At 51.8% G+C, this 24,249-nt stretch carries 32 protein-coding genes; 17 read left to right on the top strand and 15 right to left on the bottom strand.

What is annotated here, in order from left to right; genetic code table 11:
* Positions 1-480: 480 nt before the first annotated feature.
* The gene (locus tag FHR99_RS15775; protein ID WP_183411704.1) at positions 481-1,482 is read right to left on the bottom strand and encodes a hypothetical protein; all 1,002 of its coding nucleotides are present in this window, start codon (positions 1,480-1,482) and stop codon (positions 481-483) included.
* 135 nt (positions 1,483-1,617) lie between these two features.
* Between FHR99_RS15775 and FHR99_RS15770 the strand changes: the two genes are divergently transcribed.
* Entirely contained in the window at positions 1,618-2,358 is a 741-nt protein-coding gene (locus tag FHR99_RS15770) for a hypothetical protein (RefSeq protein WP_183411703.1), read from the top strand.
* Here the strand turns inward: FHR99_RS15770 and FHR99_RS15765 are convergent.
* From FHR99_RS15765 to FHR99_RS15750, 4 genes are all read right to left on the bottom strand, one after another.
* On the bottom strand, positions 2,355-2,657 hold the full coding sequence (locus tag FHR99_RS15765) for a hypothetical protein (protein ID WP_183411702.1): 303 nt from the start codon (positions 2,655-2,657) through the stop codon (positions 2,355-2,357). The two genes, FHR99_RS15770 and FHR99_RS15765, sit on opposite strands and share 4 nt — an antisense overlap.
* A gap of 362 nt (positions 2,658-3,019) precedes the next feature.
* Complete coding sequence (gene yfbR, locus FHR99_RS15760) at positions 3,020-3,658, bottom strand: 5'-deoxynucleotidase (RefSeq protein ID WP_183411701.1); 639 nt, start codon at positions 3,656-3,658, stop codon at positions 3,020-3,022.
* Between the two features lie 38 nt (positions 3,659-3,696).
* A complete protein-coding gene (locus FHR99_RS15755) occupies positions 3,697-4,026 on the bottom strand; it encodes a hypothetical protein (RefSeq protein WP_183411700.1) in 330 nt (109 codons plus the stop codon).
* A 101-nt stretch (positions 4,027-4,127) separates the two neighbouring features.
* Positions 4,128-4,430 carry a hypothetical protein gene (locus tag FHR99_RS15750; RefSeq protein WP_183411699.1) on the bottom strand — a complete coding sequence of 101 codons (303 nt, stop codon included), beginning with the start codon at positions 4,428-4,430 and terminating at the stop codon, positions 4,128-4,130.
* A 51-nt stretch (positions 4,431-4,481) separates the two neighbouring features.
* Here FHR99_RS15750 and FHR99_RS15745 point away from each other — a divergent pair, with 51 nt between their 5' ends.
* The 10 genes from FHR99_RS15745 (at position 4,482) to FHR99_RS15700 (ending at position 10,477) form a co-directional block, all read left to right on the top strand.
* Positions 4,482-4,739, top strand: a complete 258-nt coding sequence (locus FHR99_RS15745; protein WP_183411698.1) for a hypothetical protein — start codon at positions 4,482-4,484, stop codon at positions 4,737-4,739.
* A gap of 53 nt (positions 4,740-4,792) precedes the next feature.
* On the top strand, positions 4,793-6,265 hold the full coding sequence (locus FHR99_RS15740) for a hypothetical protein (RefSeq protein ID WP_183411697.1): 1,473 nt from the start codon (positions 4,793-4,795) through the stop codon (positions 6,263-6,265).
* A gap of 77 nt (positions 6,266-6,342) precedes the next feature.
* The gene (locus FHR99_RS15735; protein ID WP_183411696.1) at positions 6,343-6,651 is read left to right on the top strand and encodes a hypothetical protein; all 309 of its coding nucleotides are present in this window, start codon (positions 6,343-6,345) and stop codon (positions 6,649-6,651) included.
* An 88-nt stretch (positions 6,652-6,739) separates the two neighbouring features.
* On the top strand, positions 6,740-7,216 hold the full coding sequence (locus FHR99_RS15730) for a hypothetical protein (protein ID WP_183411695.1): 477 nt from the start codon (positions 6,740-6,742) through the stop codon (positions 7,214-7,216).
* Between the two features lie 277 nt (positions 7,217-7,493).
* On the top strand, positions 7,494-7,652 hold the full coding sequence (locus FHR99_RS15725; RefSeq protein WP_183411694.1) for a hypothetical protein: 159 nt from the start codon (positions 7,494-7,496) through the stop codon (positions 7,650-7,652).
* 69 nt (positions 7,653-7,721) lie between these two features.
* Complete coding sequence (locus FHR99_RS15720; RefSeq protein ID WP_183411693.1) at positions 7,722-8,204, top strand: hypothetical protein; 483 nt, start codon at positions 7,722-7,724, stop codon at positions 8,202-8,204.
* Positions 8,205-8,338: 134 nt separating this feature from the next.
* Positions 8,339-8,809 carry a hypothetical protein gene (locus FHR99_RS15715; protein ID WP_183411692.1) on the top strand — a complete coding sequence of 157 codons (471 nt, stop codon included), beginning with the start codon at positions 8,339-8,341 and terminating at the stop codon, positions 8,807-8,809.
* Between the two features lie 78 nt (positions 8,810-8,887).
* Positions 8,888-9,265 carry an antitoxin Xre-like helix-turn-helix domain-containing protein gene (locus FHR99_RS15710; protein WP_183411691.1) on the top strand — a complete coding sequence of 126 codons (378 nt, stop codon included), beginning with the start codon at positions 8,888-8,890 and terminating at the stop codon, positions 9,263-9,265.
* 34 nt (positions 9,266-9,299) lie between these two features.
* Positions 9,300-9,971 (top strand): RES domain-containing protein, encoded by a 672-nt coding sequence (locus FHR99_RS15705; protein ID WP_183411690.1) that lies wholly within the window; start codon positions 9,300-9,302, stop codon positions 9,969-9,971.
* 74 nt (positions 9,972-10,045) lie between these two features.
* Positions 10,046-10,477 carry a hypothetical protein gene (locus FHR99_RS15700; RefSeq protein ID WP_183411689.1) on the top strand — a complete coding sequence of 144 codons (432 nt, stop codon included), beginning with the start codon at positions 10,046-10,048 and terminating at the stop codon, positions 10,475-10,477.
* A 41-nt stretch (positions 10,478-10,518) separates the two neighbouring features.
* Here the strand turns inward: FHR99_RS15700 and FHR99_RS15695 are convergent, their stop codons facing one another.
* Positions 10,519-10,866 (bottom strand): hypothetical protein, encoded by a 348-nt coding sequence (locus tag FHR99_RS15695; RefSeq protein ID WP_183411688.1) that lies wholly within the window; start codon positions 10,864-10,866, stop codon positions 10,519-10,521.
* Between FHR99_RS15695 and FHR99_RS15690 the strand changes: the two genes are divergently transcribed.
* The 3 genes from FHR99_RS15690 to FHR99_RS15680 are packed head-to-tail and all read left to right on the top strand — an operon-like array spanning position 10,865 to position 12,097.
* Positions 10,865-11,023, top strand: a complete 159-nt coding sequence (locus FHR99_RS15690) for a hypothetical protein (protein WP_183411687.1) — start codon at positions 10,865-10,867, stop codon at positions 11,021-11,023. The genes FHR99_RS15695 and FHR99_RS15690 overlap by 2 nt on opposite strands.
* A gap of 20 nt (positions 11,024-11,043) precedes the next feature.
* Positions 11,044-11,658 carry a DUF5983 family protein gene (locus tag FHR99_RS15685; RefSeq protein WP_183411686.1) on the top strand — a complete coding sequence of 205 codons (615 nt, stop codon included), beginning with the start codon at positions 11,044-11,046 and terminating at the stop codon, positions 11,656-11,658.
* Positions 11,659-11,680: 22 nt separating this feature from the next.
* Positions 11,681-12,097 (top strand): hypothetical protein, encoded by a 417-nt coding sequence (locus tag FHR99_RS15680; RefSeq protein ID WP_183411685.1) that lies wholly within the window; start codon positions 11,681-11,683, stop codon positions 12,095-12,097.
* Here the strand turns inward: FHR99_RS15680 and FHR99_RS15675 are convergent, their stop codons facing one another.
* Entirely contained in the window at positions 12,098-12,325 is a 228-nt protein-coding gene (locus FHR99_RS15675) for a hypothetical protein (RefSeq protein WP_183411684.1), read from the bottom strand.
* Positions 12,326-12,382: 57 nt separating this feature from the next.
* Between FHR99_RS15675 and FHR99_RS15670 the strand changes: the two genes are divergently transcribed.
* Positions 12,383-13,579, top strand: a complete 1,197-nt coding sequence (locus FHR99_RS15670) for a Fic family protein (protein ID WP_183411683.1) — start codon at positions 12,383-12,385, stop codon at positions 13,577-13,579.
* A 400-nt stretch (positions 13,580-13,979) separates the two neighbouring features.
* Here the strand turns inward: FHR99_RS15670 and FHR99_RS15665 are convergent, their stop codons facing one another.
* The 6 genes from FHR99_RS15665 to FHR99_RS15640 all read right to left on the bottom strand — a co-directional run bounded on the left by FHR99_RS15665 (position 13,980) and on the right by FHR99_RS15640 (position 18,351).
* The gene (locus FHR99_RS15665) at positions 13,980-14,285 is read right to left on the bottom strand and encodes a hypothetical protein (protein WP_183411682.1); all 306 of its coding nucleotides are present in this window, start codon (positions 14,283-14,285) and stop codon (positions 13,980-13,982) included.
* 543 nt (positions 14,286-14,828) lie between these two features.
* On the bottom strand, positions 14,829-15,191 hold the full coding sequence (locus tag FHR99_RS15660; protein WP_183411681.1) for a hypothetical protein: 363 nt from the start codon (positions 15,189-15,191) through the stop codon (positions 14,829-14,831).
* A 144-nt stretch (positions 15,192-15,335) separates the two neighbouring features.
* A complete protein-coding gene (locus FHR99_RS15655) occupies positions 15,336-15,728 on the bottom strand; it encodes a DUF805 domain-containing protein (RefSeq protein ID WP_183411680.1) in 393 nt (130 codons plus the stop codon).
* Positions 15,729-16,523: 795 nt separating this feature from the next.
* Positions 16,524-16,742, bottom strand: a complete 219-nt coding sequence (locus FHR99_RS15650) for a hypothetical protein (RefSeq protein WP_183411679.1) — start codon at positions 16,740-16,742, stop codon at positions 16,524-16,526.
* A gap of 58 nt (positions 16,743-16,800) precedes the next feature.
* Positions 16,801-17,280 carry a hypothetical protein gene (locus tag FHR99_RS15645; RefSeq protein WP_183411678.1) on the bottom strand — a complete coding sequence of 160 codons (480 nt, stop codon included), beginning with the start codon at positions 17,278-17,280 and terminating at the stop codon, positions 16,801-16,803.
* 147 nt (positions 17,281-17,427) lie between these two features.
* Complete coding sequence (locus tag FHR99_RS15640; protein WP_183411677.1) at positions 17,428-18,351, bottom strand: ParA family protein; 924 nt, start codon at positions 18,349-18,351, stop codon at positions 17,428-17,430.
* 881 nt (positions 18,352-19,232) lie between these two features.
* Between FHR99_RS15640 and FHR99_RS15635 the strand changes: the two genes are divergently transcribed.
* Positions 19,233-20,075 carry a ParB/RepB/Spo0J family partition protein gene (locus tag FHR99_RS15635; RefSeq protein ID WP_183411676.1) on the top strand — a complete coding sequence of 281 codons (843 nt, stop codon included), beginning with the start codon at positions 19,233-19,235 and terminating at the stop codon, positions 20,073-20,075.
* 132 nt (positions 20,076-20,207) lie between these two features.
* Here FHR99_RS15635 and FHR99_RS15630 read toward each other — a convergent pair whose 3' ends face one another.
* Positions 20,208-21,326, bottom strand: a complete 1,119-nt coding sequence (locus FHR99_RS15630; RefSeq protein WP_183411675.1) for a ParB/RepB/Spo0J family partition protein — start codon at positions 21,324-21,326, stop codon at positions 20,208-20,210.
* A gap of 17 nt (positions 21,327-21,343) precedes the next feature.
* Positions 21,344-22,681 carry an AAA family ATPase gene (locus tag FHR99_RS15625; RefSeq protein WP_183411674.1) on the bottom strand — a complete coding sequence of 446 codons (1,338 nt, stop codon included), beginning with the start codon at positions 22,679-22,681 and terminating at the stop codon, positions 21,344-21,346.
* 79 nt (positions 22,682-22,760) lie between these two features.
* On the opposite strand from FHR99_RS15625, the gene FHR99_RS15620 reads away from it, so the two are divergent.
* On the top strand, positions 22,761-23,867 hold the full coding sequence (locus tag FHR99_RS15620; RefSeq protein ID WP_183411673.1) for a hypothetical protein: 1,107 nt from the start codon (positions 22,761-22,763) through the stop codon (positions 23,865-23,867).
* Positions 23,868-24,249: the final 382 nt, after the last annotated feature.

The following is a 24,249-nucleotide window of genomic DNA, read 5'->3' as shown; positions in this document are numbered from 1 at the left end:
CTTTGATCTTGCGCATACGCAATGCCATGCCTTTAAGGCAGCTTGGGTATAGGCTCGACCGTGATAGCATGAGTGGTGTGTCAGCTTATCCCAAGCAAGGAGTCATAGATCCCATGGGCGAGAAGAATAATTACCCTCCAACCTGCGAAGAAGACTGCCCTAATTGTCACGGTAAGAACATTGCCTACATCTCCTATGGGCTCCCCAATATGGATCTTGCACGGCCCCTTATCGAAGCAGGAAGAATTAGTCTCGGTGGCTGCATAGTGGGACCTAACTCCAAGGAGTGGCATTGCAATGACTGCGGGGCTGAGTGGGGAGCGATAGATCACGACGCCTTGGTAAGGAACGAGCCTGCTGTAGATTTATAAAGACCTTGTTATCGGGCAAAGACGCGGCAGGCACCTTGCGCATGCGCAAGTTTAAAAACTAGATGCTGCGCTTGTTTTCGCTATGGCCCAAATCCGTGGCTCGTGGCTTTTAGTCGTCCTCATAAATAGCCATACCACTATCGTAATCGTGCGGCACGCTAGCAAACGCAGATTCACGTTTTAGCATCGCTAGCTCCTCATCGAAGTCAGGTTCCTGCACCTCAAGCGGGTCGTCATAGGCTGGCGGATTCGTAATGGGCGTTGTGAGTGCGTTGCTGAGATCGGCATCGTAGGTCGGCGGACGTATAATCCTGCCGTAGTAATTGTCGTCGTCTATGCCAGTGCATTCAACCTCCACGCTATTCCAGAGACGGTTCTTTATGTTGCGGGTGATCTGGGCTTCAGACATGACGATCTGCTTGGTTTCCGCAATGGATGGAACTGACTGCCGTCGCCCAATGCGCACCTTAATGTCATCACCGCAGAACTCGACGATACGGTCGCCTTGGGGGGGCTGAGCGATTCGGTTGTTATTCGAATGGATTCGATAAAACACGCACCCCACGCGCTCTATAGCATGTTCAATGTACGCGTCAGACATCGCAACTTCTGGGGGCATCGTGATACGCACTTGTGGGTGGGCTGACTCGGTGGAGGCTGGTAATACCTCAATTTGGTAAAAGTCTGCCCACACTGAATTACCGAACTTCCTGGCGTGGTATATCATGTCTTTTAACGCGCACCGCAGTTCGTCGGGGACTGACATCTTGGCAAGATAGTCGTCTTCGAGCGTTGCGACTACAGATGTTCCATCAGACGAAAAAGCCAGCTCGTTGGCATTATGCCCTTCAAGCAGGGCAGAAATGTCGGTTGGGTATTCGGTGATGCCTTTCCTGCGATTCCGCCCAATGAAGTGCTGGTAGGCGTCGTGGGCATGTATGCTGCCAAGGTACAAAGCAAAGAAAACAATCGCCGCTCCTCCGAGAGGGAAAAATAAAACAGTAAGGCCAACCCCTCCCCCAATAACAACCAGACCGACAAAACCCCAGAAAGCTAAAACCAGCAAACCGCCAGCAGCGCTGCCTGCCCCTTTTATGAAATCCCTATTCACACCCACTTTGCATCACTCAGATTTTGCGTCCGTTGTGTCTGTACGGCAGTGCCGACAACACCAAGAAAAGGTATCGCACTAACGATGGTATACGCTTAAAGTAAGAAGGACCACAGACTACACCAGAGAGGCGCCATGGCTGACCAGCCCCCATCAGAGATTCGAATGAGGCTGTCCCAGTGGATGGAGTCTTTTGCCCATATCAATAAGTTCAACGCTGACGGAGCGATTGATACGAAGGCAAAGAAAAGTAAATCGAAAGGGTACTCGCCAACTCGGGCTGCGCACGACCTCAGAGACACCGTCAGAAAGTATGTGGCCTATGCCGGCGACAAGATCATTGCTCACAACGAGATTAAAAGCCGCACGGGAAAACTGAAGAGCATCACATTGGTAAGTTATGAGCCACGAATCCGTATAAGCGAAGCAATGCCGCGGGTATACCCCGTGTCGGTGATGAGCCTCGATTGCCGGCGGTTTCGGGATAACGATCTAACCACCGTTGCCCACTTTTCCGAGCACGCGCTTTGCCGGATTATTCAGCGCGAGAAGTGCCAGGGCGTGGCTGATATCAATGACGTGATCTTCCCAGCCCTTGAAGAGCTGAATTTCCATCTGCTGCAGGGGTGGGAGTGTAATAAGGAAATGACTTTGTTAACGCGGGACTATTTTATGCCTCTCGCTCCAGGGCCCGGCGAAGGCCGCGGCCCAGTCGTTAAGTCGTATATTCCGAGATCGATCTGGCGCAGAGAGCAGGAGGAGTACTTTGCACCGATCATCCCAGAGCTGGATAGCGAGCCGGGCGACCGGTGCCGCTTTCTCCTCAGCGTTCCTACGCGAGACCAGAGGGTACGTCGGGCGCCGATGCCTGCTTAGTCACCGGTGCTCACTGTTCCGTTGCAACAAACACAGATCAACAGCCCCTCCCCGATCCAGTCACCTTCGTAAAGACCAATCGCCCAGTCGTCAGCTTGGGTCAGTGCGAGGGTGTAGAGCGCACCATCAATCTTCATCGTGCAGGTCAGCGCCATGCAGCCACCCCCGGTGTGCACTTCCTCAAAGTCATTCTGCCCGGGAAAGTTTTCGGTGAGGTGTTTGTGGACGGCCGGCGGCAGGGTGATGCCTGAGTCAGAGCAGGCGGTCAGCAAGGCAAGTTTAATCAGTGCGAAGTCCATGGGTATCTCCGGGTGGGTTTTACCCAGCGTATCCCAGCTTTACCGATATGCACGTTGTTACGGAAGCGCTAGTGGAAGCTCTTATAGAGAGGCGCCCCACAAGTCGCGCAAATGTGAGTGCGGCGCCTGTCCGTTGCTCCCCAAAGCCCACGAAACTGGATATGGCTACCGCCGCAATGCACGCAGTGGACCTTGCCGTCCTTCAGCGCATCGGGATGAGCGCCTTTTTAGTCGTCAAAGGTGGGAAAGCGGCTGTAGCGCGATCGGTAGTACCACCAATTTGAGGCGACGATAAGTCCAATGAAAAGAAGGAATATCTCCACGTATGGTTCTCCCTAATAAGGTGTGCGTTACAGACTGCACTACTCTGCCGCGGTTACAGCGTCAGCCAGCTGCCGATCGAGTGATGCGCTATAGGATGGCTGGCAATGCTGCATGAAGTAGGCAACCTCTGGCATATCGTCATACCCGGACAATCGGGTTCGGATGTCGACCAGCGCTTCCTTGAACTCTTGGTTACCTAAATGAGTTTCGCGCTCACAGTGATTCAACGCGGAGATCAGGTCGGCGGCCTTCACCAGGCGACGATACTCTTCGGGCATATGGTCATGCTGAACCAGCGGTTTGTAGTGCTCACGCAATTGCGGTGGCAGTGAATTGATGAGCAGCTGCTCGGCGCCCCGCTCCATTGCCTTGAAGGCTGACAGGATTTCAGGGCTGGCATTCTTGGCCGGGGTAATGGCGTCACCGGTTATCGATTCACTGAGATCGTGCATCAGGCCCAGTACCGCAGCTTGGTTGGGGTCGATCGGGTCACCACCGGTGATATGAAGACGGATCATCGCAAGGGCGTGGCAGATCATGGCCACCTCCGCCGAGTGCTCCAAGGTGTTCTCTGGCACGTGAGAGTGCTTAATACCCCAGCGCCGGACATAACGGGTACGCTGAGCTTGAGCAAAGAAGTGATACACAGGGCCTGCCCCATTGTTGTCATCAAACATAGTCATCTCCTAAATCCCACTTGCGCATGCGCAAGCTGTCAGCTGCCGAAACACACGGTGCCTTTATGGCAGACACTGATAAGGTAGTCATCCCCGATCCAGTCGGTGGTGCTGTGCAGGGAAATGGCCCAATTGTCCGGCTCAGGCAAATCCGATTCATCCGCTTGCGTCACGACAAGCAGGTACTGCGTGGTCCCTACCGTCATCTCGCTGACAAGGGCCATGCACCCACCCCCGGTCGAATCTGGCTTGAAAGAGTCATCGGCAGGGAATTCATTGGCAAGGTGATCGCGAACGTCACTGGGAATGACGCTCGGGTTGTTGTCGCATGCGTCGAGCAGTGCGAGCTTGATCAGGGTGAAATCCATAATCTGTCTCCGGTTGGTTGATACCAGCGTAACCCGAGACGCCCAAAATGCACGTGGCAATACGTGGGGATCACTTGCGCATGCGCAAGGTTAGTGCTGTGTCAGGATGACTTCAACCACTTACGCAGCTCGGCTTTGGCATTTGCTTCACCCACATCGACACCACACCGGTACCAAAGGTCGGCCTCTTTGATAAAAGCGATGGCCTGGGTGCGTGTCTTTATGACCCGAGGCAAAGGAGTGGAGGCCTCAAGGTCGATCGAGAGACGCCACCATCGTCCTTCGTCATCTTGCAACAGGTAACCCTCGCCCCAACCCGGACGCTCTACGTCCAAGCCAATCAAAAACACTGAGGCTAGCTTTTTATCAAGATGACTTATGTTCGCGGTCGTTTGTTCTGGCACTTATCAGTCTTGCGCATGCGCAAGACTGAGAAAAAATTAGCAACCTTGACCTTGAGTATTGAAAAAGAGAACATCGACAATGGCGAAATGGTCGAAGGCGAGCACTATTTTATCGACATCGTCCGCGAACTATCGCCCACCGCCGATAGCGTGCTCCAGCCCGGCCAACGGGTGCATATCCAGCTCCCTGAGTTGGGACAGATAACAGTAAACCGCACCCATGAAGGCGTGATTATCGACGCACACAATTACTCAGATAACGAGAGCATTGAGTCGTTAGCCATAATGAACGACGACTTCGAAGAATAAGCACAGTAGTCCATCCCGACTGCACGCACAGGGGGAGTTTATGACGAGCGAGAATGCGCTCGTTCAACAAACTCCCTGGAAAGCAAAAAGGAACAGTAACGATGAAGAACATTGCCCTGATTGGCCTGATCTCAGCTTTTGCCCTCACTGTCGGTTGCAGTAGCACACAGCCGTCGGGATCAGGCGCCGGCGTTCTACCTACCCCCAGCGACGACTATTCAAAATACGATAGTAGCGCTCGTTCCCTGCCTGACACTGGGGATGACTACAGCGCGTACGCTAAAGACGAAGAAGCTGAAGAAGAACCTATCGCGCGTGGCAGTGAAGGATGGAAAGCCAAGACTGTTGAAGACTACGAGTGGCTTTGGGAGCAAATGCAGGCCGAAGGTGCCGATAGGATTTCATTACTCATCGATTTCGGAATGAACAATTTGGATAACATCAAGGATGGACCGCCATCTCTCTACCGGAAGTTTATTCGGATAAAGGCGCTTTTATCCCACTTAACACTCGCCGAATCGTCTTATAAGCCGGCCGAGAAGGCCTATATCATCTCAGAGCTAATCACTGAGACATCTAACGCGCGGGCGTTGGGAACATCTCCGGGGGAAGATCCCGAAGTGCAGCTCAGTTTGACCGATAGCTTTTGCAAAGCCATGGCGAGAATGACTGCCTTACTGGGAACCAATGACGAGCTTTCGACAAAAGAGGCCCTTGAATCGTTGCTCGAAAATCACCAATTTGATGTTTGTGGCCCCTACATGTATGGGCCTTGGATGTATCAGGTGGCTCTATATGATAAAGAATTAGATGCCATGAAAATAATGAATGAAATGCTGCGCTATGTCGAACGTACACAAGACGGCGATTCATCAAAGAAAGCTGTAAAACTTGTACTTGAGGCTTTGCTCACCAATTGGGACTCAGAGCCACAAACGGCTTTATCCAAGTACGAAAAAGCCAAAGCGCTGCCGGTATCTGATAATGACCCGTGGGCTCCAAATGCGCATGAATTTGCCGTTCAAAGGTTTAAGGCCTTTGTTCCGATTCTACAAGAACAAGTAGAGCGCAATGCATGTAGAGAAACCCTACGATCGTCCACTCAAACATGGGCCGTTCGAGGTCGGGGCGTCGATGGTGTTGTGCGTTTATATAACCGCTATGTTGATGGACAGAATGAAACGGAGCCTGAATATTCTGGCAGCGGGGACAATAAGTACATCAGTGCATACCGCGTCAGCCCTGAACTCTATCGCCTAGAACCAGAAATAAAGCAGTGGCGGGATCAGTATGGTTCCTACAGCAGCGGCGTCTTTGCCGCACTTAACCAAACTGTCGACTACTTGGAAAGCGCTCTTAAGCTCCGCATAGAAGGCTACTTTGTAAAGAAGAAGGATTATCGCGGTGAGTTTGAACGTGCAACTGCCCAATTCAATATGGCAAACGACAAGCTCAAAGAAGCAAGAGAGATCTACAGAAGCACGTCAGACAACAAATGCGTAGGTCTTCTTATGGATGACGACTAACCATCACCTCGAACTTGGCGGCTGCCCATGTAAAGTGGGTATCCGCTGACTGCAATAGGCCACCATTGTGGAAGGACATGATAGCGATTGATTGGGAAGATAAATTTAAGCGTCACGACTCTAACGAAATCGTAGGGTCGGAACTTGCGATCGGCGGCCACCGGTTATCGATACACCGCCACATCTATCACGAGCCTGACGCGTGGCTAAGCTCCTGTGATGGGTTTTTCTCGCAACAGAAGCTATCAACCAAAGAATTGGACGAAGCCAAGGTGGAAGCTCTCCAGTTGATGCAAACTGAGCTGCGATCTCGCATTGAGCAAGACAAAGCGACGCTGCAAGAAATATCCAACATGAACAATCCTCGCCTGGATAAAGTCATCTGAATTCTGTCCGCTGGCATATCGCCTTTCGCGGGTGACGATAGAGACAACCAAACGGGATCTCTATCGTGACCACAGGATGCATAACAAAATGACCTCCACCGCCCAAGTCAAAACAACAACACTGCTTGATAACTTCGTCGAACGCTACGCCGCCGTGCTCAACACGTTTCCCGGAGAACCGGCCAAAGATTCACGAGATTCGACAGAGTGGCGTGCGTCGCTGATACTCGCGACCGAGACTTCGCCGGACGACCCGGCTTTGTCGAACGCATTCATTCTAACCTTCTGCCTCCATGATGAAGGTCACCAGATCGTCGTAACACTTGATCTTGAATATGACGCAGGGGAAGCGGGAGTATCAGACCGGTACCGGTTCCTTCTTGCCGGCGGTTACCAGCCTCACCGGCGTAATGTGGCTCGACACATGCTGGCAAGCCATTGCCACGACTGGCACGTCCCTGAATACCAAGCTGCGGCTCGCCGCGGTAACGCTATGCTGGATTGTGTATTCAATCTCATGCAGTCCGTGTCGTACAAAGAGCCGCAGGTCTGGGGCGGGTTTTAATCAGCTGCTCTATGAATAGGGCGTGCTCGTAGTGCGCCTATATCTAAAAAATCAGCCCAGATCGCGAGTGCGACCCGGAGAGGGTTCGCGCAAGCCTGGGCCGCACTCCCCCACCCCGAAATGTTACCGTCGAACATTATTTCACACTCAGATTAACGGATTGCAGCACCATCCCTAGATCCATCATACGCACCACTTCCCCCATCCAACTACCTTGCATATGCACCATCCCGTGAGACCTTGGTTGTAAGCCAAACGAACACCGGAGTGCCAAACCATGCGTAGCTGGATTGTATTTAACTTGCCGATTGTCTTTGCAGGTGGACTCATTGCCGCCGCCGGAGCCGCCGCTCAGCTTGCGCCAGGCGCCGGAGTGCTGGCCGTAATCGCTGGGCTGCAATGCTACATCCCGCTGAAAAACAAACTGGGCGGGTAAGCGATCTACCCCTGACCCACCTCTTTGATTCACCCGAACCAAACAAAACACCAACAAAAGGAATAAGCCATGACCACTACGATCTGCTCGAACCCCAATCCAACGGCCGACAGCAAGCTCAATCTGAAAGGATTGCCTGTGAATCTCGAAACGCGCCAAAAAGCCATTGCTGCCGTCGAACAAGCCGCGCTGGATGCCAATGTATCCCCTCTTGGTTTCGTCATTGATTCATCGTTGTGCGACTGCGGGGAAATCGAAACCGCCGGGGTCGCTGACGTGCTCGACGCGACCGCAGGTTTGTTTGGGGAGCACGGTTCTGAGGGTTACACGCTGGTCCTTGAGACCCTGTGCGAGGACATTTCCGTGCACTTTGCGCAGGCGCCATCGCGGAAAGGAACCGATGCCGCCTACAGCGCCGTGCTCGCTCACAGCGGCTATGCCGGGATAGACACCAACGCTCCCATGGAAGAACAGATTGGTGCGCTGATGACTAATCTCCAAGCTCTGGCAGCCGAGTACGGCGTAGCCACCACCGACGCCACAGCAGGCTAAACAGGAGACCACTTTATGACCCCGAACAGATCACAGACCGAAACGTCAAACCCAGACAAAGGCATCATTGCCTTTGATGTCGCCCCAATGGGGGTTGCCGGGCAAATCCGGTTCACACCTTTTGGGAAGACTACATGTGCGGGTTGTACGGTGACTGGGCTTCGCACTCCGGCTTCAAAAGCCTCTACGGGGGATCGGCTTTCGACATCTTTAAAGAGGCCTACCCAGCACGTCACAGCGATCCGTTTTTGGACGCTGATTGGTTTCGCTGCTTTGGCCCGGTCAAAACCCATACGCCGGTACCGCCGATGACGGACGATAGTTTGTTTGTAGTGCTGCACGCCCTGACCGATCACGGTTTTGAGGCGCTGACCGCTGACATTCAGAAGGCGTGGGATCGTCGGTCAGTCACTCTGGAATCTGGTCTTTCAAAAGTGAACGCCCATTTGCTGCTCGACGCCATTCAACACATTCCGCTCGACAAGGACAATTGCACCCGCCATTCGTTCCTACAGTTCTCGGCGGGGACCTCACCAGAACTCCTTATGGTCTGGGTGACAGAGCGCTACCTGCACCCTTCGCGGCCGGATGCCAGCAAAGGCTAAACGGGGCCACTGGATTTATATATGAATAATATGTATCCTGCATTCATGGATAAACGGCCCCTAAATGGAGGCGACACCATGAATCAGAAGGTCAAAGCCACTAAAAGCGAGCGTGCGGCCGTTGTAGCCGAGGCGGTACTGGAAACCGCCCATCTGCTCGGTATGAAGGACAAAACCTTGGCCGAAGTACTGGGCCTGTCGCCCGGCATGGTCAGTAATTTGCGCCACGGCAAAGCCGAACTGGAAGAGGGAAAACACCCCTTTGAGATGGCTGTTGCCCTGATCCGCATTTACCGCTCACTGGCCGGTATTGTTGGACTTCAAGAAAAGCACCTTCGCGGCTGGTTCAACGCGCACAACGCTGATCTTGGCGCGGTCCCGGCAGAGCTGGTTCGTAAGCCGCAGGGCCTTTTTACCACACTGACATACCTCGATAGCCACCGTGCCATTATTTGAGCTGACTCCCTTTAAGGCTAAGCCGTGGCGGTGTGTGGAGCATCAGGCCACCATCGCCACCATGAATGTCGTCCACGGCAATTTGGCGAAGCACGACATATTGGAATCAGTGCTCGAAGACAGCAAACCCGCACTGCCCGAAGACACCGCCGGACTGCACTGGTTGGCCGCAACGCCCTTTCGCTATATGCGCGCCCGTGAGAGCCGCTGGGGCCGCACAGGAACGCGGGGAATCTGGTATGGGGCGCTCTCTCAGGAAGTCGCTTTGCGCGAGTGTATCTTTCACCGCCGGGCCTTCTTCGATGCCTACCGTGGCGACAAACCACACACGCTGGAAATGAGCCTGATCCAAGCCAAAATTGATACACCGGCTGCCGTCGACTTCACCGCGCCCCGGTATAACCGCATCCGAAAAAAGATCGAAGATCCCGATGACTATTCGGCCTGCCACGCCAAAGCAGACGTAGCCCGTAAGTCCGGTGCCCACCTGATCGCCTACAATAGTGCGCGTACCCCCGATACGGCAAGCGACCGCCTTTGTGTTGCCGTGATGAACCCACAGGCGTTCAGCAAACCATCAATTATTTGTGAAGGCAAAACCGTGTCTTTGTCCGTGGATGACAAACGCATCCGGGCTTACTTCAATGCCTCGCGAACAACCATCGAGTTTTCCCAAGAAAGCCTCGACTGGCAGCAACACACTTAAAGATCACATCTTGCACATGGTGCGTCTCATGTTCTCCTGTCTACAAACAAGGCAGAGCCAACAGGAGAACTACCATGACCACACAACCTACCGAAAAGATCACCCGAGGCGCTATCGCTTACCTGAAGCTGCTGGTGCCTCGCCTGGGTGAAAGCTCCCCAGAGGCGCGGATTGAGTTTGCCTCCACGGTATTTGAGTACGGTCTGTACAAGGCGGTTATCAACCACGATTACTATGAGCGTGGCATTAGTGGTCGTGACTTTGATACGTGTTTTGAGATGGGGGACGGCGATGTCGTGGTTCATGCCATCATGCGCAAGGCCATGTACGACTCACCGGCTATTCGCGCCGGAATAGAAAGCATGGGCAAGGATGTGTGGCCTGCATGGCAGAAAGTCTTTCACCAACAAGAGGAACGCCGGGCCTTTGGCGCCCCAAGCGATAGCAATACAACAGCCCCCTCTCAGATCGACGCCTTCTCACAAAGCGGTATGGAAAACGGTTGATGTTGGCTATGCCACAGGCCGGGCACTCGCCGCCCGGCACTCTATTCATTGACCTTGGCTGCGAGCTGAACCTTCAGCACGCGCACCCAATCGAAACGGTCGAGGCCCGCTGGATCGCCAGCAACGCCTGCGCATCCTACAAGGACGGCGCCGTTTACTACGTCATCGACGCGGAGCGACCCTACCTGCATATACCGCTGCGGCTCGATAAAGCCTTCCGGCGCGCACACAGAGAGGGATGTCAGCATATCGCTTTCGCCCTGCTTTAATGTTCGAGCCAAACAAAGCCACAACCAGTGAATAAAAACACGGGCAACCGCCCGCTGGCCCGCTTGCATGATCGGGAACCCGGGTTCTAAAGAAATAACCAACACCGAGGAGACCACCATGCACATTACCGTTGAAGACCTGAACGACATTGCCGCCCTGATCGCTGAGCGCGTGAAAGCCAGCTCCGGCCAAGACGTGACTGCCGAGCGCCGCCAGCAAATTGCTGATGCCGTTGAGGAGTCTTTGATCCTGAACTGCCTGATTGAAGTCGCGTAACGAATAAGGGAGATAACCGAATGAGCACTGATCGCGAACAACTCGAAAAAGACGCACTGATTGCCTGCCAGGCGGTCGACTACTACGATCTTGCAGACAACATTTCAGAGATGTCAGATGCGGAACTGCAACGGATCATCGACTACAACGAGAAGCCTCTTGAGAGCGCCTCTCCGACTAGCCGCGAGACCGCAACACTACTCGCCGCACTCCGTTACTGGCAATCGGTTACTACCGGTATGGATTACAAGGAAGCCGCAGCGCTGATGCCGGAAATGTTTACATCCGAAACGCCTTTGTTAGACGAGGACATCGACGCGCTAGCCGAGAAGCTGAACACACCCAACCCCAGTGCATACAGCGCGCTCGCGGTTTCGACTCGCCATATCACCGAAGAAGACAGCAAGTTTCTCGGCCAGCTCTCACGCGCCCCCTCTGCCATGCACTTCATGGAGCGAGAGACGGGTTATTTTATCAAGATGCCGGAATGCGAAGACGCACTGGTCAAAACCGCACACGGGCTTTCAGAGATAACGGTTGCGCTTATGGTCGAGGTCCATCGGGCGGGCTACCACATGCTTGAGCTGGATCGAGATGCGGAAGAAATAGGTGGGTTTCCGGTCTTTGACTGGTAACCTGTAATGGGGAGGAAAAGTCATGGCACAAGAAAGCGGTAAGAAAGGTATCTACAAGATGACCCCCGAGGAAGCGGCCGCTGCGGCCAACGAGTTCAAACAGCTACCGCATCTCGCCGCTGACTTTTTCCCCTTCACTCCCGCCGGGTTCGGCACAGTGACAGGGCTGACGTTCTTCTGCACCGCGTGTGAAGGCCCCATGCCTCCTGAGTATGTTCGACTGCGACACAACCAGTTCCCCGATAACGTCAACGAGATTCGCGCCATTGGCGTCTGCAAAGATTGCCGGTGCCTGACCCGCTTTATGTTCCGCTTTCGCGAAGACGGCCACATGGAAAGCCTGGTTGGTCACCAGTGGCGCCGCTTTAAACTGAACGAGAAACCCTCTGGGTGGAAACGGGTGTTGCGGTGGCTACTGCCTTTCGGGGCTGCACCCTAATCACCCCAGAGACCGGTCACCGGCACCGGCACCGGCACCGGCATGAGAACCGGCATGAGAACCGGCATGAGAACCGGCATGAGAACCGGCATGAGAACCGGCGTAAATAGCCGTTACATAGCCTGCGACATGATTGCCTGGCGGCCACCCAAAGTATCCATCATTCTGTTTTATAAGGATTAATAGGCTTTCACGGCTGAAAAAACCGTCCGGTATAGTAACCGGCATACAAACCGGCATGAAAAGAGGTATCATGGACCCATACCAACGGCCCATGAACTCGCTATGTCAGACCCAAACAGCGCACAGCCCTACATCCCATCGGAGACCGGTGTCGCCAAATCGGATCTCCCGAACAAGGTTACCCAGCTCGAAAGGGCCGCTGCCAGCCTGGCCGGGGCTGCCGCGTCGCCGGTGCTACAAACTCTCGAACAGCACATGCGCGCCATCAATTCGTACTACTCCAACATGATCGAGGGGCACACCACGCACCCCCGCGATATTCGGTCTGCCCTAGCGGGTGAACTTAGTGACGATCCTCACAAGCGAAACCTCCAACTGGAATCGCTAGCGCACATTCGTGTTCAAGATAAGTTGGCCACAATGGCGGCGACCTATACCGATGCCTGCTCGCCCTCGTTCATCTGCGACATTCACCGGTGTTTCTACCAAGAGATGCCGAAGGAGTTTCGCAAGGTTTCCGTGGGGGGAAAGGACTATGAAATCAAACCCGGACAATACCGGGATCATCCTGTGGCTGTCGGTCTGCACGAGCCCCCGCCGGTCGAAAGCTTACCAGCGTTCATGGACTTTTTCGGCGAGACGTACGGCAACAAGTATCTAACCGGTGAGCGCCGCGTTATCGCCATTATGGCTGCGCACCACCGACTGGCCTGGATACACCCCTTTCTCGATGGCAACGGTCGCACAGCGCGGCTGCACACAGACGCACTGCTGAAAGCCGCCGGAGTGCGGGGCACCGGAGTGTGGTGCCTCAGTCGGGGACTGGCAAGAAAGTCCACCCAATACAAAGCGGCACTGGCCGATGCCGACAGCGCGCGGCGCGGCACCCACGATGGTCGAGGAGCCCTGTCAGAACAGGCACTCATTAAGTTCTGCGATTTTATGCTGGATGTCGCACTGGACCAGGTGGACTACATCGCACAGCTGCTTGATCTCAAAGGAATGCGCAAGCGGATCAAGGCCTATGTTCAAGCGCGACAAGACGGTCGTGTTATCGGCATGCAGCCGCTCGATCCTTATGCATTGAGCATTCTGGAAAAGGCCTATATCTACGGCGAAGTAGAACGCCGCGAGCTCTTTGAAGCTTCTCCATACAAAGAGCGCAAAACTCGCCAGATCATTAGCGAACTAAAAAGCGACGGCCTGATTACCGAAACTAGTTCACGGTCACCGCTTAGATGGGCTATCCCCAGTCATGCTGAGTCGCACTACTTCCCCGAGCTCACCCCGACGGCGTAGCCCTACTCGCGCTGAGCGCCGACAGCGCAAACTATTGTTCTAGCTCTTTGTTGTAACTCAGCATAACGACCAGAAGCCCTTATCCTCTCTGCAAATCCTTTATCAGCCCGCACTTTTGACAATACGTTTTCTTATTTCGTATCTCAGCTATAAATGTCTCTTGTGTATTGGATAATATAAAGGCTTGCAACACACTCCTGCGCTGAAAAGAAGGCAAATTGCATTTTTACCTCGCAGGCCTTTATCGGTCATATGACCACATTGTCGTTCAAGGGCCAGGACCCACTAAAGCACAATCTACATAGTCGACAGCCCGCCGCCTCCACTTAAAACTAGCTACAGGGCATACACCGCCGCACCGGGACCGACGTGGGAATCCCGGCAGCAAAGATTGCGGCGCTTATGGCCATTGATCCAGATGAGGAAAAATATCCGCCAAGCCTGACTGCCTGAAGCGCTCGGGGTCAAGTGCTACCAATATAGCGTCCGCTATGTCTTCAGCAGTATCGCCCTTCGACATCGCATCGAATATCAGTTCTCGGCTTACCTCCACTAATTGATCAGCAGCCATCGCTGGCATAGGCCCCCTATCCCGCAATATACTCGCCACGTCCCCAAGCATGTTCTTACGAGCGTTTAGGAAAACGGCGAACTGATAAGCGATAAACATCACAACAGCTAGGGCGATTAAGATTGCTATTTCCATGCAGAGAACAACTCCAACAACTACGTATTCACAGACGCTAGACAACTTAAGGGCCGGTTAAATAATGCTTTTATCCAACAGCATTATAGCGATGTCGCGGCATAAAATTACGTGGCGCAATTGCTCTAAATACAAGCTGCTGTCTCCGACCTTACAGAGCTCTAAACACTAACTTTGTCAGCGTTCGATTATCCTTTGAGTCAGCCTACGCCATCTTGATCAACCTCACCAGGTTCAATGGTGCTCGCGTAAGTCACGCCAGGATTCCGAAGTGAGATCACGTTTAGCTCCAGATCTTTCGATCGGAGACATGCTTACAATTGGGCTTTGCCGCGATTGAGCGACTTTCCCCACCCCTCTAACGCAAGATAATCATAACTGTCCTTTCTAGCGAGAATGACATATATCTTCCACGCTTAGAGCGAACTATGATTGGTAAATCCTTGCGATTGGCAGTGTAAGTCATCCAAGCTCCAGCACGAGGAGGAAAACAGGAACTTTTCTACCGTTATGTCACGCAACTGGGAACGCGTAGTGCGCTAGCTAATCGTGGGATCTGCGCTTGCCAAACAGCTTTGAAAGGAATCCCTTTCCTTTGGATCTCCCGCAGAACTCTGGGATTTCGAGATACTCATATCCGTCATCTTCTGGGATCGCCGTCACCGGAACGCGTAACAAGTGTCGCCCATCCCGAGCATAAAACTCCATATCCCACTCAGCCCCTGTGCACCCATCGTCAAAATAGACTGCTGCCGTAAAGTCATCGGAGGTCACCCCGTAGATGAACGGGCTGGTATAAAAGGATCGGCCGGATTCCCGCGCCCAGTTTTCAACGAATCGCAAATAGTTTCGCTGATTCTGCAACACGACACGGGCTTCTGGGTTCAGCGCAAAGGCATCGTCCAATACTGCCCTATAGTCGCAATCCGGCATGCCGAGTCGGCAGCCATCAACGATAATTGATGCGTGACCAGGTGGTATCGGTTCAATGAACATAGAGTGAGGGGAGAAATAGAAGTGCGCACGCCTCTTAAGACATGCGCAGGTTAGTTACGCCGCAGCCACAGCCGGTTGGTCTGCGAATTCTTTAGGGTTAGCTCCGAAACGGTTGGAGCCTTGCTGAGAGTCTAAACAGGCAAATACGAGCAAAACAAGGGAGCCTATTAGAGGTATAAGACCAATCACAACCCACCAGCCAGTGCGATCAACATCATGGAGGCGGCGGACACTAACCGCAAACCATGGCAACAATATAACTAGTAGAAACAGCAAACTGACGAACGGAACAACAGCCCCTTCGCTTAGTATAACGAGCAATCCATCGATAATGTTTGCTACGAACTGACCAATTAGAACAAAAAGAGTAAACAGCCAATATTCCTTGCGACGCGCGCGGCCTTCAAACGTGGCATATTTTTTTAGCGGTTCAAACATGTAATTCATTATAGTTCTCCAGATTCATTCGAGAGATGTTTTTATTTACGACCCCAGTTTGAGTTTATGAGAAAGATACCAGCACTGCCACCACTACTATCCAGACCATGCGCATCAGATCAGAATGGCGCTTAAAAGGGTAAAAAACGCCCATTGTGGTAGGTCGAGAATTCTTTAGCCAAGTGTATGATTGAGGCCTGAACTAGATTTCTATACAAAAATGGAATCGTTGGAAATTAGCTCACCCGTAATAGAACCGCTTAGTTTTCAGCTTAAGATGAGAGAGAAAGAATGGGCACCGCCTATATCTAGGCGAAAAAAGTCTGCGACTGACAATCTTTTTCTCTTAATTATCAGGTCCATTCTATCGATTTAACATGTTATGAAATGTAAATTTTGGCGCCGCATTTGTTTCATTGAGAGTTGATCGATAATTGACCTCTAAACGAGTGCCCAACGCCAACGGAGAATCGATCCATGGCGGCAACATTACGCATTGCGACAATGAAAAAACTGTCGAATTGCACAAATTTATCTTATCGGCTCCCCACAAGCCGCTTTTGCCCGCTCACCCCATAGCGGGCTTTTTTGTGCTAGAAAAGTTAAAGACGCGGACACCTCGATTGGGAGCATTCTACCGAATGCAGCGCCGTCCGAGCAGAAACCATAGAGCAAGTAATAGCGTACTTTGGGCGGATAATCACCGATAAGCGCGAAGTTGAAAGGGGCGTCACGTTGGCGCGCCCCATAGCGGAAATTTCGGAGGAATTAACAGGCGGTAGAGTGGGGTCAGATGTCTGCCATCTAAGTGCGTAGCGCCCACCACCGCAAAGGTGCCCGCTTGTCTCCGCGAGACTGGTAGCTATACCCCCACTCACCATAAAACGCCTGCTGGCAGTATGAGTCAGCAATAAACCAATCTCGTTGCTCGGCTGGCATTTCTATCGCGCTATCCCCCATCACAAGATCAACAATCGCATCGGCTATCAGGTCGATAGTTAACGGGCCCCAGATACTTTCCATAAAAACCTCTATGCCCCTCAATGGCGAGTGAAGTCTATTCTTTTATGTTTATGTCCAGCTACTCCGACTGGGCCTGAGCTAGAAACCCTTCGGCTGACAGTTTTTGGGCGGCTTTGCGACCAATAGACGCAAACAAGTCCTCGGCATCTAAAGACCACATCCGCACCGATCCAAGGCCCTCCCACGCCGATTCACCGCCAAAGTAGGCCTGCTTGCCATCGCGTAGGAATAGCCTGTATACGGCTTGGTCGCCGCGGATGAGGCTGAATATCATAATGACGCCGCCCGCATCTGCTTGCTGCGCGCGATATCGAACACTTTCCGGCCAGAACTGGGGATGCCGGACATCGTATTCCGCAGGCACAACCTCGACACCGGAAAGGGCATGGACCCCTACTGATGCCATACCCTCAACAACTGATCGCTCCGCCAGCGCCCTATCTACAGGGTTTTCATCCGTCGTCAGGACAAATACCACGGGATTCGCAATGGCTTGGCCGGCCAGCGCCGACGACTCGCTCGACAGCGAGTGCAGCATCGGGGCTGAACACCCCGCGAGCCCCAGGAGAGCTAGTAGCAGCAAAGAGAATCGGGTCACGAGGATCCTTAGGTGTAGAGTGCCAGCGAATAATTACAGGGGGAACAAAGGTTGTCTACCATACCATCAGCGAAAAAAGATACTACGCTAAGCAAAGGTCCCTGACGAATAGATTCTACCGTAGACAGACTGACAAACTAAGCCTGCTGCCTGTTGTTCATTACAGCGTCCTTCTTTGATTTGATGGAGCCCCTCTGAAGCAAAGCCTTTCATATTAAGAGCAGAGTAGACGGACGACTCCGGAAGATAGACCCAGCGAGGCGGCATTAGGGCCGGCACTGTTTCATAGAACTCTTTCATTTGGGTGATGTGGATATTTGTGTTCATCTTCACTCGGTTCGGGATCAAACTCACCACGTTATTGTGAGGGGCTCCAAGCGGCCGAGACATGTTGTCCGCTGTAATACTCTGAAGCACAGCGTTCAGACACGATAAGGCCTTGGTTTCGAGCTCAATAGGTATAACACTGTAAGTCGCGGCTCGCAGCGCGGCCCAATAAACCGCATTCCTCGAGGGACCAGTGTCAACGATAATGATGTCATATTCAGAGGCAACCTCTTCTGAGTGGATTACCTCCCTGAAGCGGCGAATTATCTTGGATGCTGTGGTCCCGCAATTTATCGAGTATTTACTGACAATAGCCTCAAGCTTCTCTGGGTGTCCCGCTAAAACATCAACCCTGCCTGAGTAGCCCGTCTCTGGGGAAACGCGAGTCGAATGCGGTAGAACTGCGTAACCATCCCAGAGGTCAACAACACTTGATCGCTCGCATATCTCCATGTCACCTGGTTCATAATCGGGATGCTTTGGAGGCAGCTGACCCGCGATTGAACTTTCATCGACATCCATTCCTATCCAGATGTTAGTGGCACTGCATCGCAAGCTTAAATCAATGATCAAAACACGCTGCCCTTCGCGGGCACAGTATTCTGCTAGCAATGTAGTTAACAATGTCTTGCCGCCGTTTTGATACGAGTTTAACACTGTAAGTACGTTTGACCTGTACTCCATCAAAAGCAACTCCTCGGTTATGCTGAACTAGTGGCGCACTCGAAACCCAGTGCTCAAAAGATAATTAGGAAGCTATGGCTTTCTGACAAAACCGTTCTCCCAATCCTTTCTGAATTGCTGAATTACCACCATCACGCAATCCGAACACAAGCGAAATAGTCGGCGCATCGCGTATGACAGTAAACGAAATACAGCTACAGGGGAAACAGGCTGATTACCGTCCAGAGCCTCAATAGGCTCTCAAATGACCCTGAAACCACAACCACCCCACACTGCGAAGAACTCCGATATTTGGACGCTTTACGCACAAGTTCCTTTACCTCCCAAGCATTGCCCAATGTCGAGCAGAACCGTGCATCTTGAGCACTGGCTCGGCTATGCTTCAAGACAAACCCCTGAGCGTCTTTTTGCACCCACTTACCTTTATACTCATGCATCTATTGAGATAGTTTAGCCTGCGCCCCGCGACAGCCATGTGAACCCCGCCGCTTTCTAGCCCAGTACTGCTACTAACTTCTGCGCAACACCCATTGCACGTTTCCGGTCAACTAAAAAGCCGATACTGCATCCAGGCCATGGCCGCACTATCACTACCGCCCGCAATGGGAACCATTCTTGGAATCACGCGAACTCTTGATCTCTGAGCCAATCGGGCATAGACCTCCGACGGCATGTTCGCACGTGCGCTTACCCCTTCTCTGTATGGCCATGGTCAACCAAGTCCGCTCTCCCAGCGCTTTGCTTGCCAAGAATCGGCCTCCCCTACCAACCGAAATAATGCCACAATCGAAACAAAACCCAGCATTGAAGCCCCATGTTCTATCGCTACAAGGCAGCATGAGGGCAGCACGAATAAATCAGCAAGCCGGAGTATCTGCGACGTGAAAACCAACCACATCCCCGACAAAGAATTTCTCAAGCACAGCCTATTCGAGGGGGTGGATGTAGAGTTCCTCAGGGTCGACCCCTCCCTGTGTAATCGGGGGGCATTTCAGTCGCGAACGCATTTTGATGAGCAGGAGCTTGCCAATTTAGCAGAAGCCCTGAAAAGCACCGGGGGCAACTACAATCCGGTGATCGTTCGCCCTCGCCTTGCGGGCGGCTATGAAATCCTGGCGGGAGAACGCCGCGTCAGAGCTGCCATTATGGCAAAACTGCAAGTTCTAATAATGGTGGGCAAATTCGATGATGAGCAATCTGCCATCATCACCGTCACTGAAAATCTCCAGCGAGAGAACCTCAACCCGATTGAAGAAGCCGAAGGCCTTGCACAAATGGCTGGGGAACTTGGACTGACTCACCGGGAAATTGGTGAGCTGATCGGTCGCTCACGGATGTATGTAAGCAACAAGCTTCTGCTACTGAACTTGGATATTTCCGTAAAAGATTACCTTCGGGCCGGCAAACTTTCCGATGGACATGCCAAGGCGATAGTAGGCCTAGCCAAACCCCAACAGAGGGAGCTGGCTAGAAAGGCCGTCTCACATGAATGGACAGTCAGGCGTCTGGAAGAAGAGGCCAAGAAGCTCCGGACACCCGACCCCACTCCCCCGCCTTACCACAAGGACCGCGATATCGCCCTACTAGAGGAGGATCTCTCCGAGACGGTAGGTCAGCCTTGTCGCATTCAATACAACGACAAAACAGGCGCTGGGGAGCTGAAAATAAGGTTCTTTGGGAATAGTGACTTTGAAGGCATATTAAGCAGGCTTCGTGGAGTCTAGCAGACAATTAGAAGGTTTCACGTAGAACCCCAAGCAATAAAAAGGGGGACATTTTGCCCCCCCCCTGAAAAATTATTTTCATTTGTAATCAATGGCTTAGAATAAAAAAGGGTCTAAGTTCGCTAAGCGAACCTAGGACAGCTTCAGCTCCCTGATTAGCCTCTCTACTACAGCTTGAGTGACCGCAGCATCAACCCCTTTGAACTCGATCTTGGTCGCCAGCCCATCCCTTGACAAGCTATGCTTCAGCTCAACACTGCCATCCTTTGACCGGTAAACAACAGGCTTCTTCTTAGTTGGCTGCGATATAGCGCCCGCGGCCCGAACGGCCTTCCTCAGCCGAGATAGGACCGCCCGACCATCCAGCGGATCCTCCCCTCTCGCGACTCTCTGCTGCTTATCCTGAACAAGACTAGCTGCCTCATCCAGCAGCGCCTTGCGCTTTACCTCATCTGAGTTTTGCACCTTCCGAATCCACTCAGCGATAGTGGTGCTCAGGCTATTCGGATCCGGAAATGCTTTAACAAACTGCCGATCAATTTCCACAAGCGCCTTATAGCGAGAGACCGTGCTTTTATTTAGCCCCTCTGCGGCAGCAAGCTGCTCCCACGTTTTAAACAAGCCCATATCAATATCTCGCTGATATGATCTAGCGCGCTCAAATGCGGAAGGTGGCTTGTGGACGTTTTCTGTTCTGGATAGCACCCTTACATCTGCATCAGGGATATCACCAACCAAAGCGATGTAATCGACACCACAGGTTTTTGCGCAAAACAGCCTCCGAGAGCCTTCGATTAATTCAAAGCGGCCACCCTTGGTGGGCCTGACTGTTCCGGGCTGTTGTTGCCCGTTCTTCTGAAATGAAGGGAGGATGTCAGCCACAGCAGCCTCATCCAACAACTCTTGATCCCTCTCGTTTTCAGGAGAAACATCAATCAGCTCGGTCGGTATTTTCTGGAGCTGAAGTCGAACATCAAGCTTTGTGACCGGCATGGTAAGAGAAATGGAATCGGCTTTACCTTCCAGTTCTTTTACTTGGGCCTTTAGTGCGCCATAAGCAGCGGCCGAACGATCACCAGGGCTATCCGTCGTCGCGGCAGAAATACCAACATGCTGATCTCGGCGTCTTGACTTAGCTTCCGCGGGAGGCCTGCTAACTTCTGGCTCCCCTCCCGTATTGATTGGCTTGCTTTCAGATTCTTCCATCGCCCCTGCAACAAGAGAGCTAATTCTTCTCTGTTTCCTTGCCATCGTTTATTCCCCCTGTCTCAGACAGCAGTTTTTGATTCGCGCATATTTATGACTTTATCCAAGTCACGCGGAACGATTCCTCGCACCACCCTATTTGTCACTTCCGTGAATACCTGCTCATAATTTTCTAGCGCTCTCTTATGGGCCTTAGGATTTGTAATCAATGAATTGGGTACTTCGTATATAGTGTGCAGCGTATTGCCCTCTCTTTGGACCTCATCTGACTTCTCAACCGGTGTCGACAGCACCATGTCTTTGAAAATATGACGGATCATCGACTCAGCCGTGTAAGAAGCTTCGGAAGCCGAATAACGGTTGATCAAGAAATTTACCCCCATGCTCACCCTAGCGCTGTCATGATCTCTGAATAATTTAAAGACTTGCCTCACTTGATCAACAAACTGCACAGTAGAGGCAATATCAATCATATGAGCTGGCGTAGGAATCAACACTCTGTCACAAGCAGAAAGTACATTAGTCGTATTCAAGTTAAGTGAAGGCGTTCCATCTAGCAGGATAATGTCATAACGCTCTCTTAAGGGCTCAAGGCCAAACCGCAATATGTCTGTTGCCGGAAACTTGCGACCAAGCCCTACCCGCTGACATATCACATCTGGAGCCTTAGTCGTCATGTTTCTGTAAAGATCAATTTCTAGGAGAGAACCACACGCGGGGATCAGGTCAATTCCATGAAAGTAGGTTTTTCTGACAGCATAGTTCAAATCGTTAAGCTCACGGCTATCTCGCCCCAATTCCTCCTCCCAGCGGTGCTCATCCTGGATAACGAAGGGTGCGATGGTATCCTCCCAACCGATGTCTATATCTGGCTTCAAACCCATCCAAGTCGTCAGCGATCCTTGGCCATCGGTATCGACAATCAGTACTTTGTAGCCTTGGACAGCCAGCCACTGAGCGTAAAACAAGGTGGTAGTAGTCTTCTGAGCTCCGCCCTTCTGGTTTAGTACGCCAAGTACGTAGGTCTCCGGAAACTTGGCAGGTAGCTTTCCGAAGACACTTCTCATATTCTCTATTTGCTGCAATGTGAACCCGGCTCTAATATTTCTTCCGTCGGCAGAGGGCTTTGTATCAGGCGCAGGTAACCTACCCTCTTTCTCAGCCTTGTTTATTGCCTGTCTTGTTACCCCGAGAAGAGACGAAGCTTCTTGCATTGAGAAGCGCTTTGGCATTACTTTGCTGCCTAGGCCAAGCTCTTCAATTGCCTCTTGGCTCAAGTCGGGAAATAGTTCTTTGAGTAGCCCAGACTGAATACCCTCAAAGAGTTTGTCCCCTCGTTCAATAGCAACTTCGAGATCGGAATCCAGCTCCTCGATAGTTGGTTGGCTCATTCTGTTCATCAGATCACCTTGGATTTTGACTGTTGTTGAAGGTTTACGCATATAATAGAATTTCTAGAAAAAAGGTAAACTAAAAAGTATGGCTATCCAAGAAGAACCCGCATTTTTAGCGCTGCTTAAATCCAGAAATGAGGTTGACGACGCTAAAGCTGAAGGAATGTCCGCCGCAGACGTCGCAAACGTCATAGCACGGCACGGGTTCGAAGCCCTACCGGAAAACATTTTTCGGTTAATGGCACCAGGCCAGCGGGAAAAACTTGGGTCGCTTGCTTTTGAAATTTATGACAAGGTCATTGCCAAAAATGGCAATCGGAGCATGGAACTCTGGTTCGTCCCCGCGCCGTTAATACACTCTGGCATACCAGCTCAGAATCCAGGCGCAGCAACCCAATACCTAACTTCATCAAAAGTCTATGAAACGACTATCAGCATGCCTCTGGCAAAGAATAGTCGGGACCAAGTAAAGCTTCCTTATGGGATCCCAGGGCGGCAGGTATTGTCACTACTCACAACATTGGCCTTACAAAGTGAAGAAGGAGAGGTTATAAATCTACCCGCAATTAAAACGAGGTTCGTAGAAGAATTATTTGATATTCCTGCTGTTGGCGGGAAGAGGGGCAGCGTTACCAGATACGTAGAAAGTCTAATCTCCTGGATCAATGCCACTATCCATATAGTTGGGAGGGGAACACTGGAAGAGGAGGGGAGGCCATCGATGCCCTTTACCTCTGTAGAACCCATGGGGATAGTTCATAGGGCCGTCTACTGGGGACATAAAGATTTTATAAAGTCGGAAGGAATCCAGCTGACCTTCTCGTCTTACTTTTCGAACCTCGCAAAAAAACACGCTGTCCCTATAGATCGTGAAGTTCAACTGAAGCTGGCGAAAATGGAAAATCCGCTGGCTTACGACTTAGTTCATTGGGCCGCGTATAGGGCAAACAGCCTTCGAAATGATTCCCAAGGAGTTATCCGACTGAGCTGGAAGGACTTCCACGACCAATTTACTCCGGCATTTAAATCTCATTATTCAACTGCTGACGCCGCTTTGATGGCACTAGAGGCATTGAAAAACGAGGGAATCTCTCTACCAATCATTGCAGACAAACGAGGAGGCTTGATGCTGGTTGGTGACTCATCAACAATCAGTGGCGCCGTTTCTCCCTCTCAAAAGCCTTTGTTTTAACCCCTTTCTACCTATACACACCAATAGGGAAACCGGCTCATCCAGGCAAAACTCCCTATTAACTTAGGCAAGTGTCATCACTTTTTTTTTCTGCGGGCCAATGAAAAATTAAAGTTTACAAAAAAAAAACAATTGCTCTGTTTATCGTAAACTTGCTAGCTGTAGATTCCCCCAAAAGGTCGAAAATCAACCATGACCAAGTTATCCACAAGAAAAGTGATGACACTTGCCAAATATTTGGGACAACGCTATGACGTAAGCCGGACTAAGGACAGACATAGATGTGACTGAAAAATAAATATATGCTTTAATATCAATGGGTTGCGACCTCCCAAGTAATACAAGGATTTCAAATAACTCTATTATGGCAAGTACAGTAAAT

This window comes from Litorivivens lipolytica, from assembly GCF_014191715.1.
In the GTDB taxonomy this organism is placed as follows: Bacteria; Pseudomonadota; Gammaproteobacteria; order Pseudomonadales; family Spongiibacteraceae; genus Litorivivens; species Litorivivens lipolytica.
Note: the sequence above shows the minus strand (reverse complement) of the source record. Positions and strands in the feature narration are given on the sequence as shown.

Excerpts from the sequence above, each read along its gene's own strand:
- FHR99_RS15770 (WP_183411703.1), top strand. The coding sequence starts at position 1,618 with ATGGCTGACCAGCCCCCATCAGAGATTCGAATGAGGCTGTCCCAGTGG.
- FHR99_RS15765 (WP_183411702.1), bottom strand. The coding sequence starts at position 2,657 with ATGGACTTCGCACTGATTAAACTTGCCTTGCTGACCGCCTGCTCTGAC.
- yfbR (WP_183411701.1), bottom strand. The coding sequence starts at position 3,658 with ATGTTTGATGACAACAATGGGGCAGGCCCTGTGTATCACTTCTTTGCT.
- FHR99_RS15755 (WP_183411700.1), bottom strand. The coding sequence starts at position 4,026 with ATGGATTTCACCCTGATCAAGCTCGCACTGCTCGACGCATGCGACAAC.
- FHR99_RS15740 (WP_183411697.1), top strand. The coding sequence starts at position 4,793 with ATGCGCTCGTTCAACAAACTCCCTGGAAAGCAAAAAGGAACAGTAACG.
- FHR99_RS15735 (WP_183411696.1), top strand. The coding sequence starts at position 6,343 with ATGATAGCGATTGATTGGGAAGATAAATTTAAGCGTCACGACTCTAAC.
- FHR99_RS15730 (WP_183411695.1), top strand. The coding sequence starts at position 6,740 with ATGACCTCCACCGCCCAAGTCAAAACAACAACACTGCTTGATAACTTC.
- FHR99_RS15725 (WP_183411694.1), top strand. The coding sequence starts at position 7,494 with ATGCGTAGCTGGATTGTATTTAACTTGCCGATTGTCTTTGCAGGTGGA.
- FHR99_RS15720 (WP_183411693.1), top strand. The coding sequence starts at position 7,722 with ATGACCACTACGATCTGCTCGAACCCCAATCCAACGGCCGACAGCAAG.
- FHR99_RS15715 (WP_183411692.1), top strand. The coding sequence starts at position 8,339 with ATGTGCGGGTTGTACGGTGACTGGGCTTCGCACTCCGGCTTCAAAAGC.
- FHR99_RS15710 (WP_183411691.1), top strand. The coding sequence starts at position 8,888 with ATGAATCAGAAGGTCAAAGCCACTAAAAGCGAGCGTGCGGCCGTTGTA.
- FHR99_RS15700 (WP_183411689.1), top strand. The coding sequence starts at position 10,046 with ATGACCACACAACCTACCGAAAAGATCACCCGAGGCGCTATCGCTTAC.
- FHR99_RS15690 (WP_183411687.1), top strand. The coding sequence starts at position 10,865 with ATGCACATTACCGTTGAAGACCTGAACGACATTGCCGCCCTGATCGCT.
- FHR99_RS15695 (WP_183411688.1), bottom strand. The coding sequence starts at position 10,866 with ATGGTGGTCTCCTCGGTGTTGGTTATTTCTTTAGAACCCGGGTTCCCG.
- FHR99_RS15685 (WP_183411686.1), top strand. The coding sequence starts at position 11,044 with ATGAGCACTGATCGCGAACAACTCGAAAAAGACGCACTGATTGCCTGC.
- FHR99_RS15680 (WP_183411685.1), top strand. The coding sequence starts at position 11,681 with ATGGCACAAGAAAGCGGTAAGAAAGGTATCTACAAGATGACCCCCGAG.
- FHR99_RS15675 (WP_183411684.1), bottom strand. The coding sequence starts at position 12,325 with ATGCCGGTTACTATACCGGACGGTTTTTTCAGCCGTGAAAGCCTATTA.
- FHR99_RS15670 (WP_183411683.1), top strand. The coding sequence starts at position 12,383 with ATGTCAGACCCAAACAGCGCACAGCCCTACATCCCATCGGAGACCGGT.
- FHR99_RS15665 (WP_183411682.1), bottom strand. The coding sequence starts at position 14,285 with ATGGAAATAGCAATCTTAATCGCCCTAGCTGTTGTGATGTTTATCGCT.
- FHR99_RS15655 (WP_183411680.1), bottom strand. The coding sequence starts at position 15,728 with ATGAATTACATGTTTGAACCGCTAAAAAAATATGCCACGTTTGAAGGC.
- FHR99_RS15650 (WP_183411679.1), bottom strand. The coding sequence starts at position 16,742 with ATGGAAAGTATCTGGGGCCCGTTAACTATCGACCTGATAGCCGATGCG.
- FHR99_RS15645 (WP_183411678.1), bottom strand. The coding sequence starts at position 17,280 with ATGCTGCACTCGCTGTCGAGCGAGTCGTCGGCGCTGGCCGGCCAAGCC.
- FHR99_RS15640 (WP_183411677.1), bottom strand. The coding sequence starts at position 18,351 with ATGGAGTACAGGTCAAACGTACTTACAGTGTTAAACTCGTATCAAAAC.
- FHR99_RS15630 (WP_183411675.1), bottom strand. The coding sequence starts at position 21,326 with ATGGCAAGGAAACAGAGAAGAATTAGCTCTCTTGTTGCAGGGGCGATG.
- FHR99_RS15625 (WP_183411674.1), bottom strand. The coding sequence starts at position 22,681 with ATGAACAGAATGAGCCAACCAACTATCGAGGAGCTGGATTCCGATCTC.
- FHR99_RS15620 (WP_183411673.1), top strand. The coding sequence starts at position 22,761 with ATGGCTATCCAAGAAGAACCCGCATTTTTAGCGCTGCTTAAATCCAGA.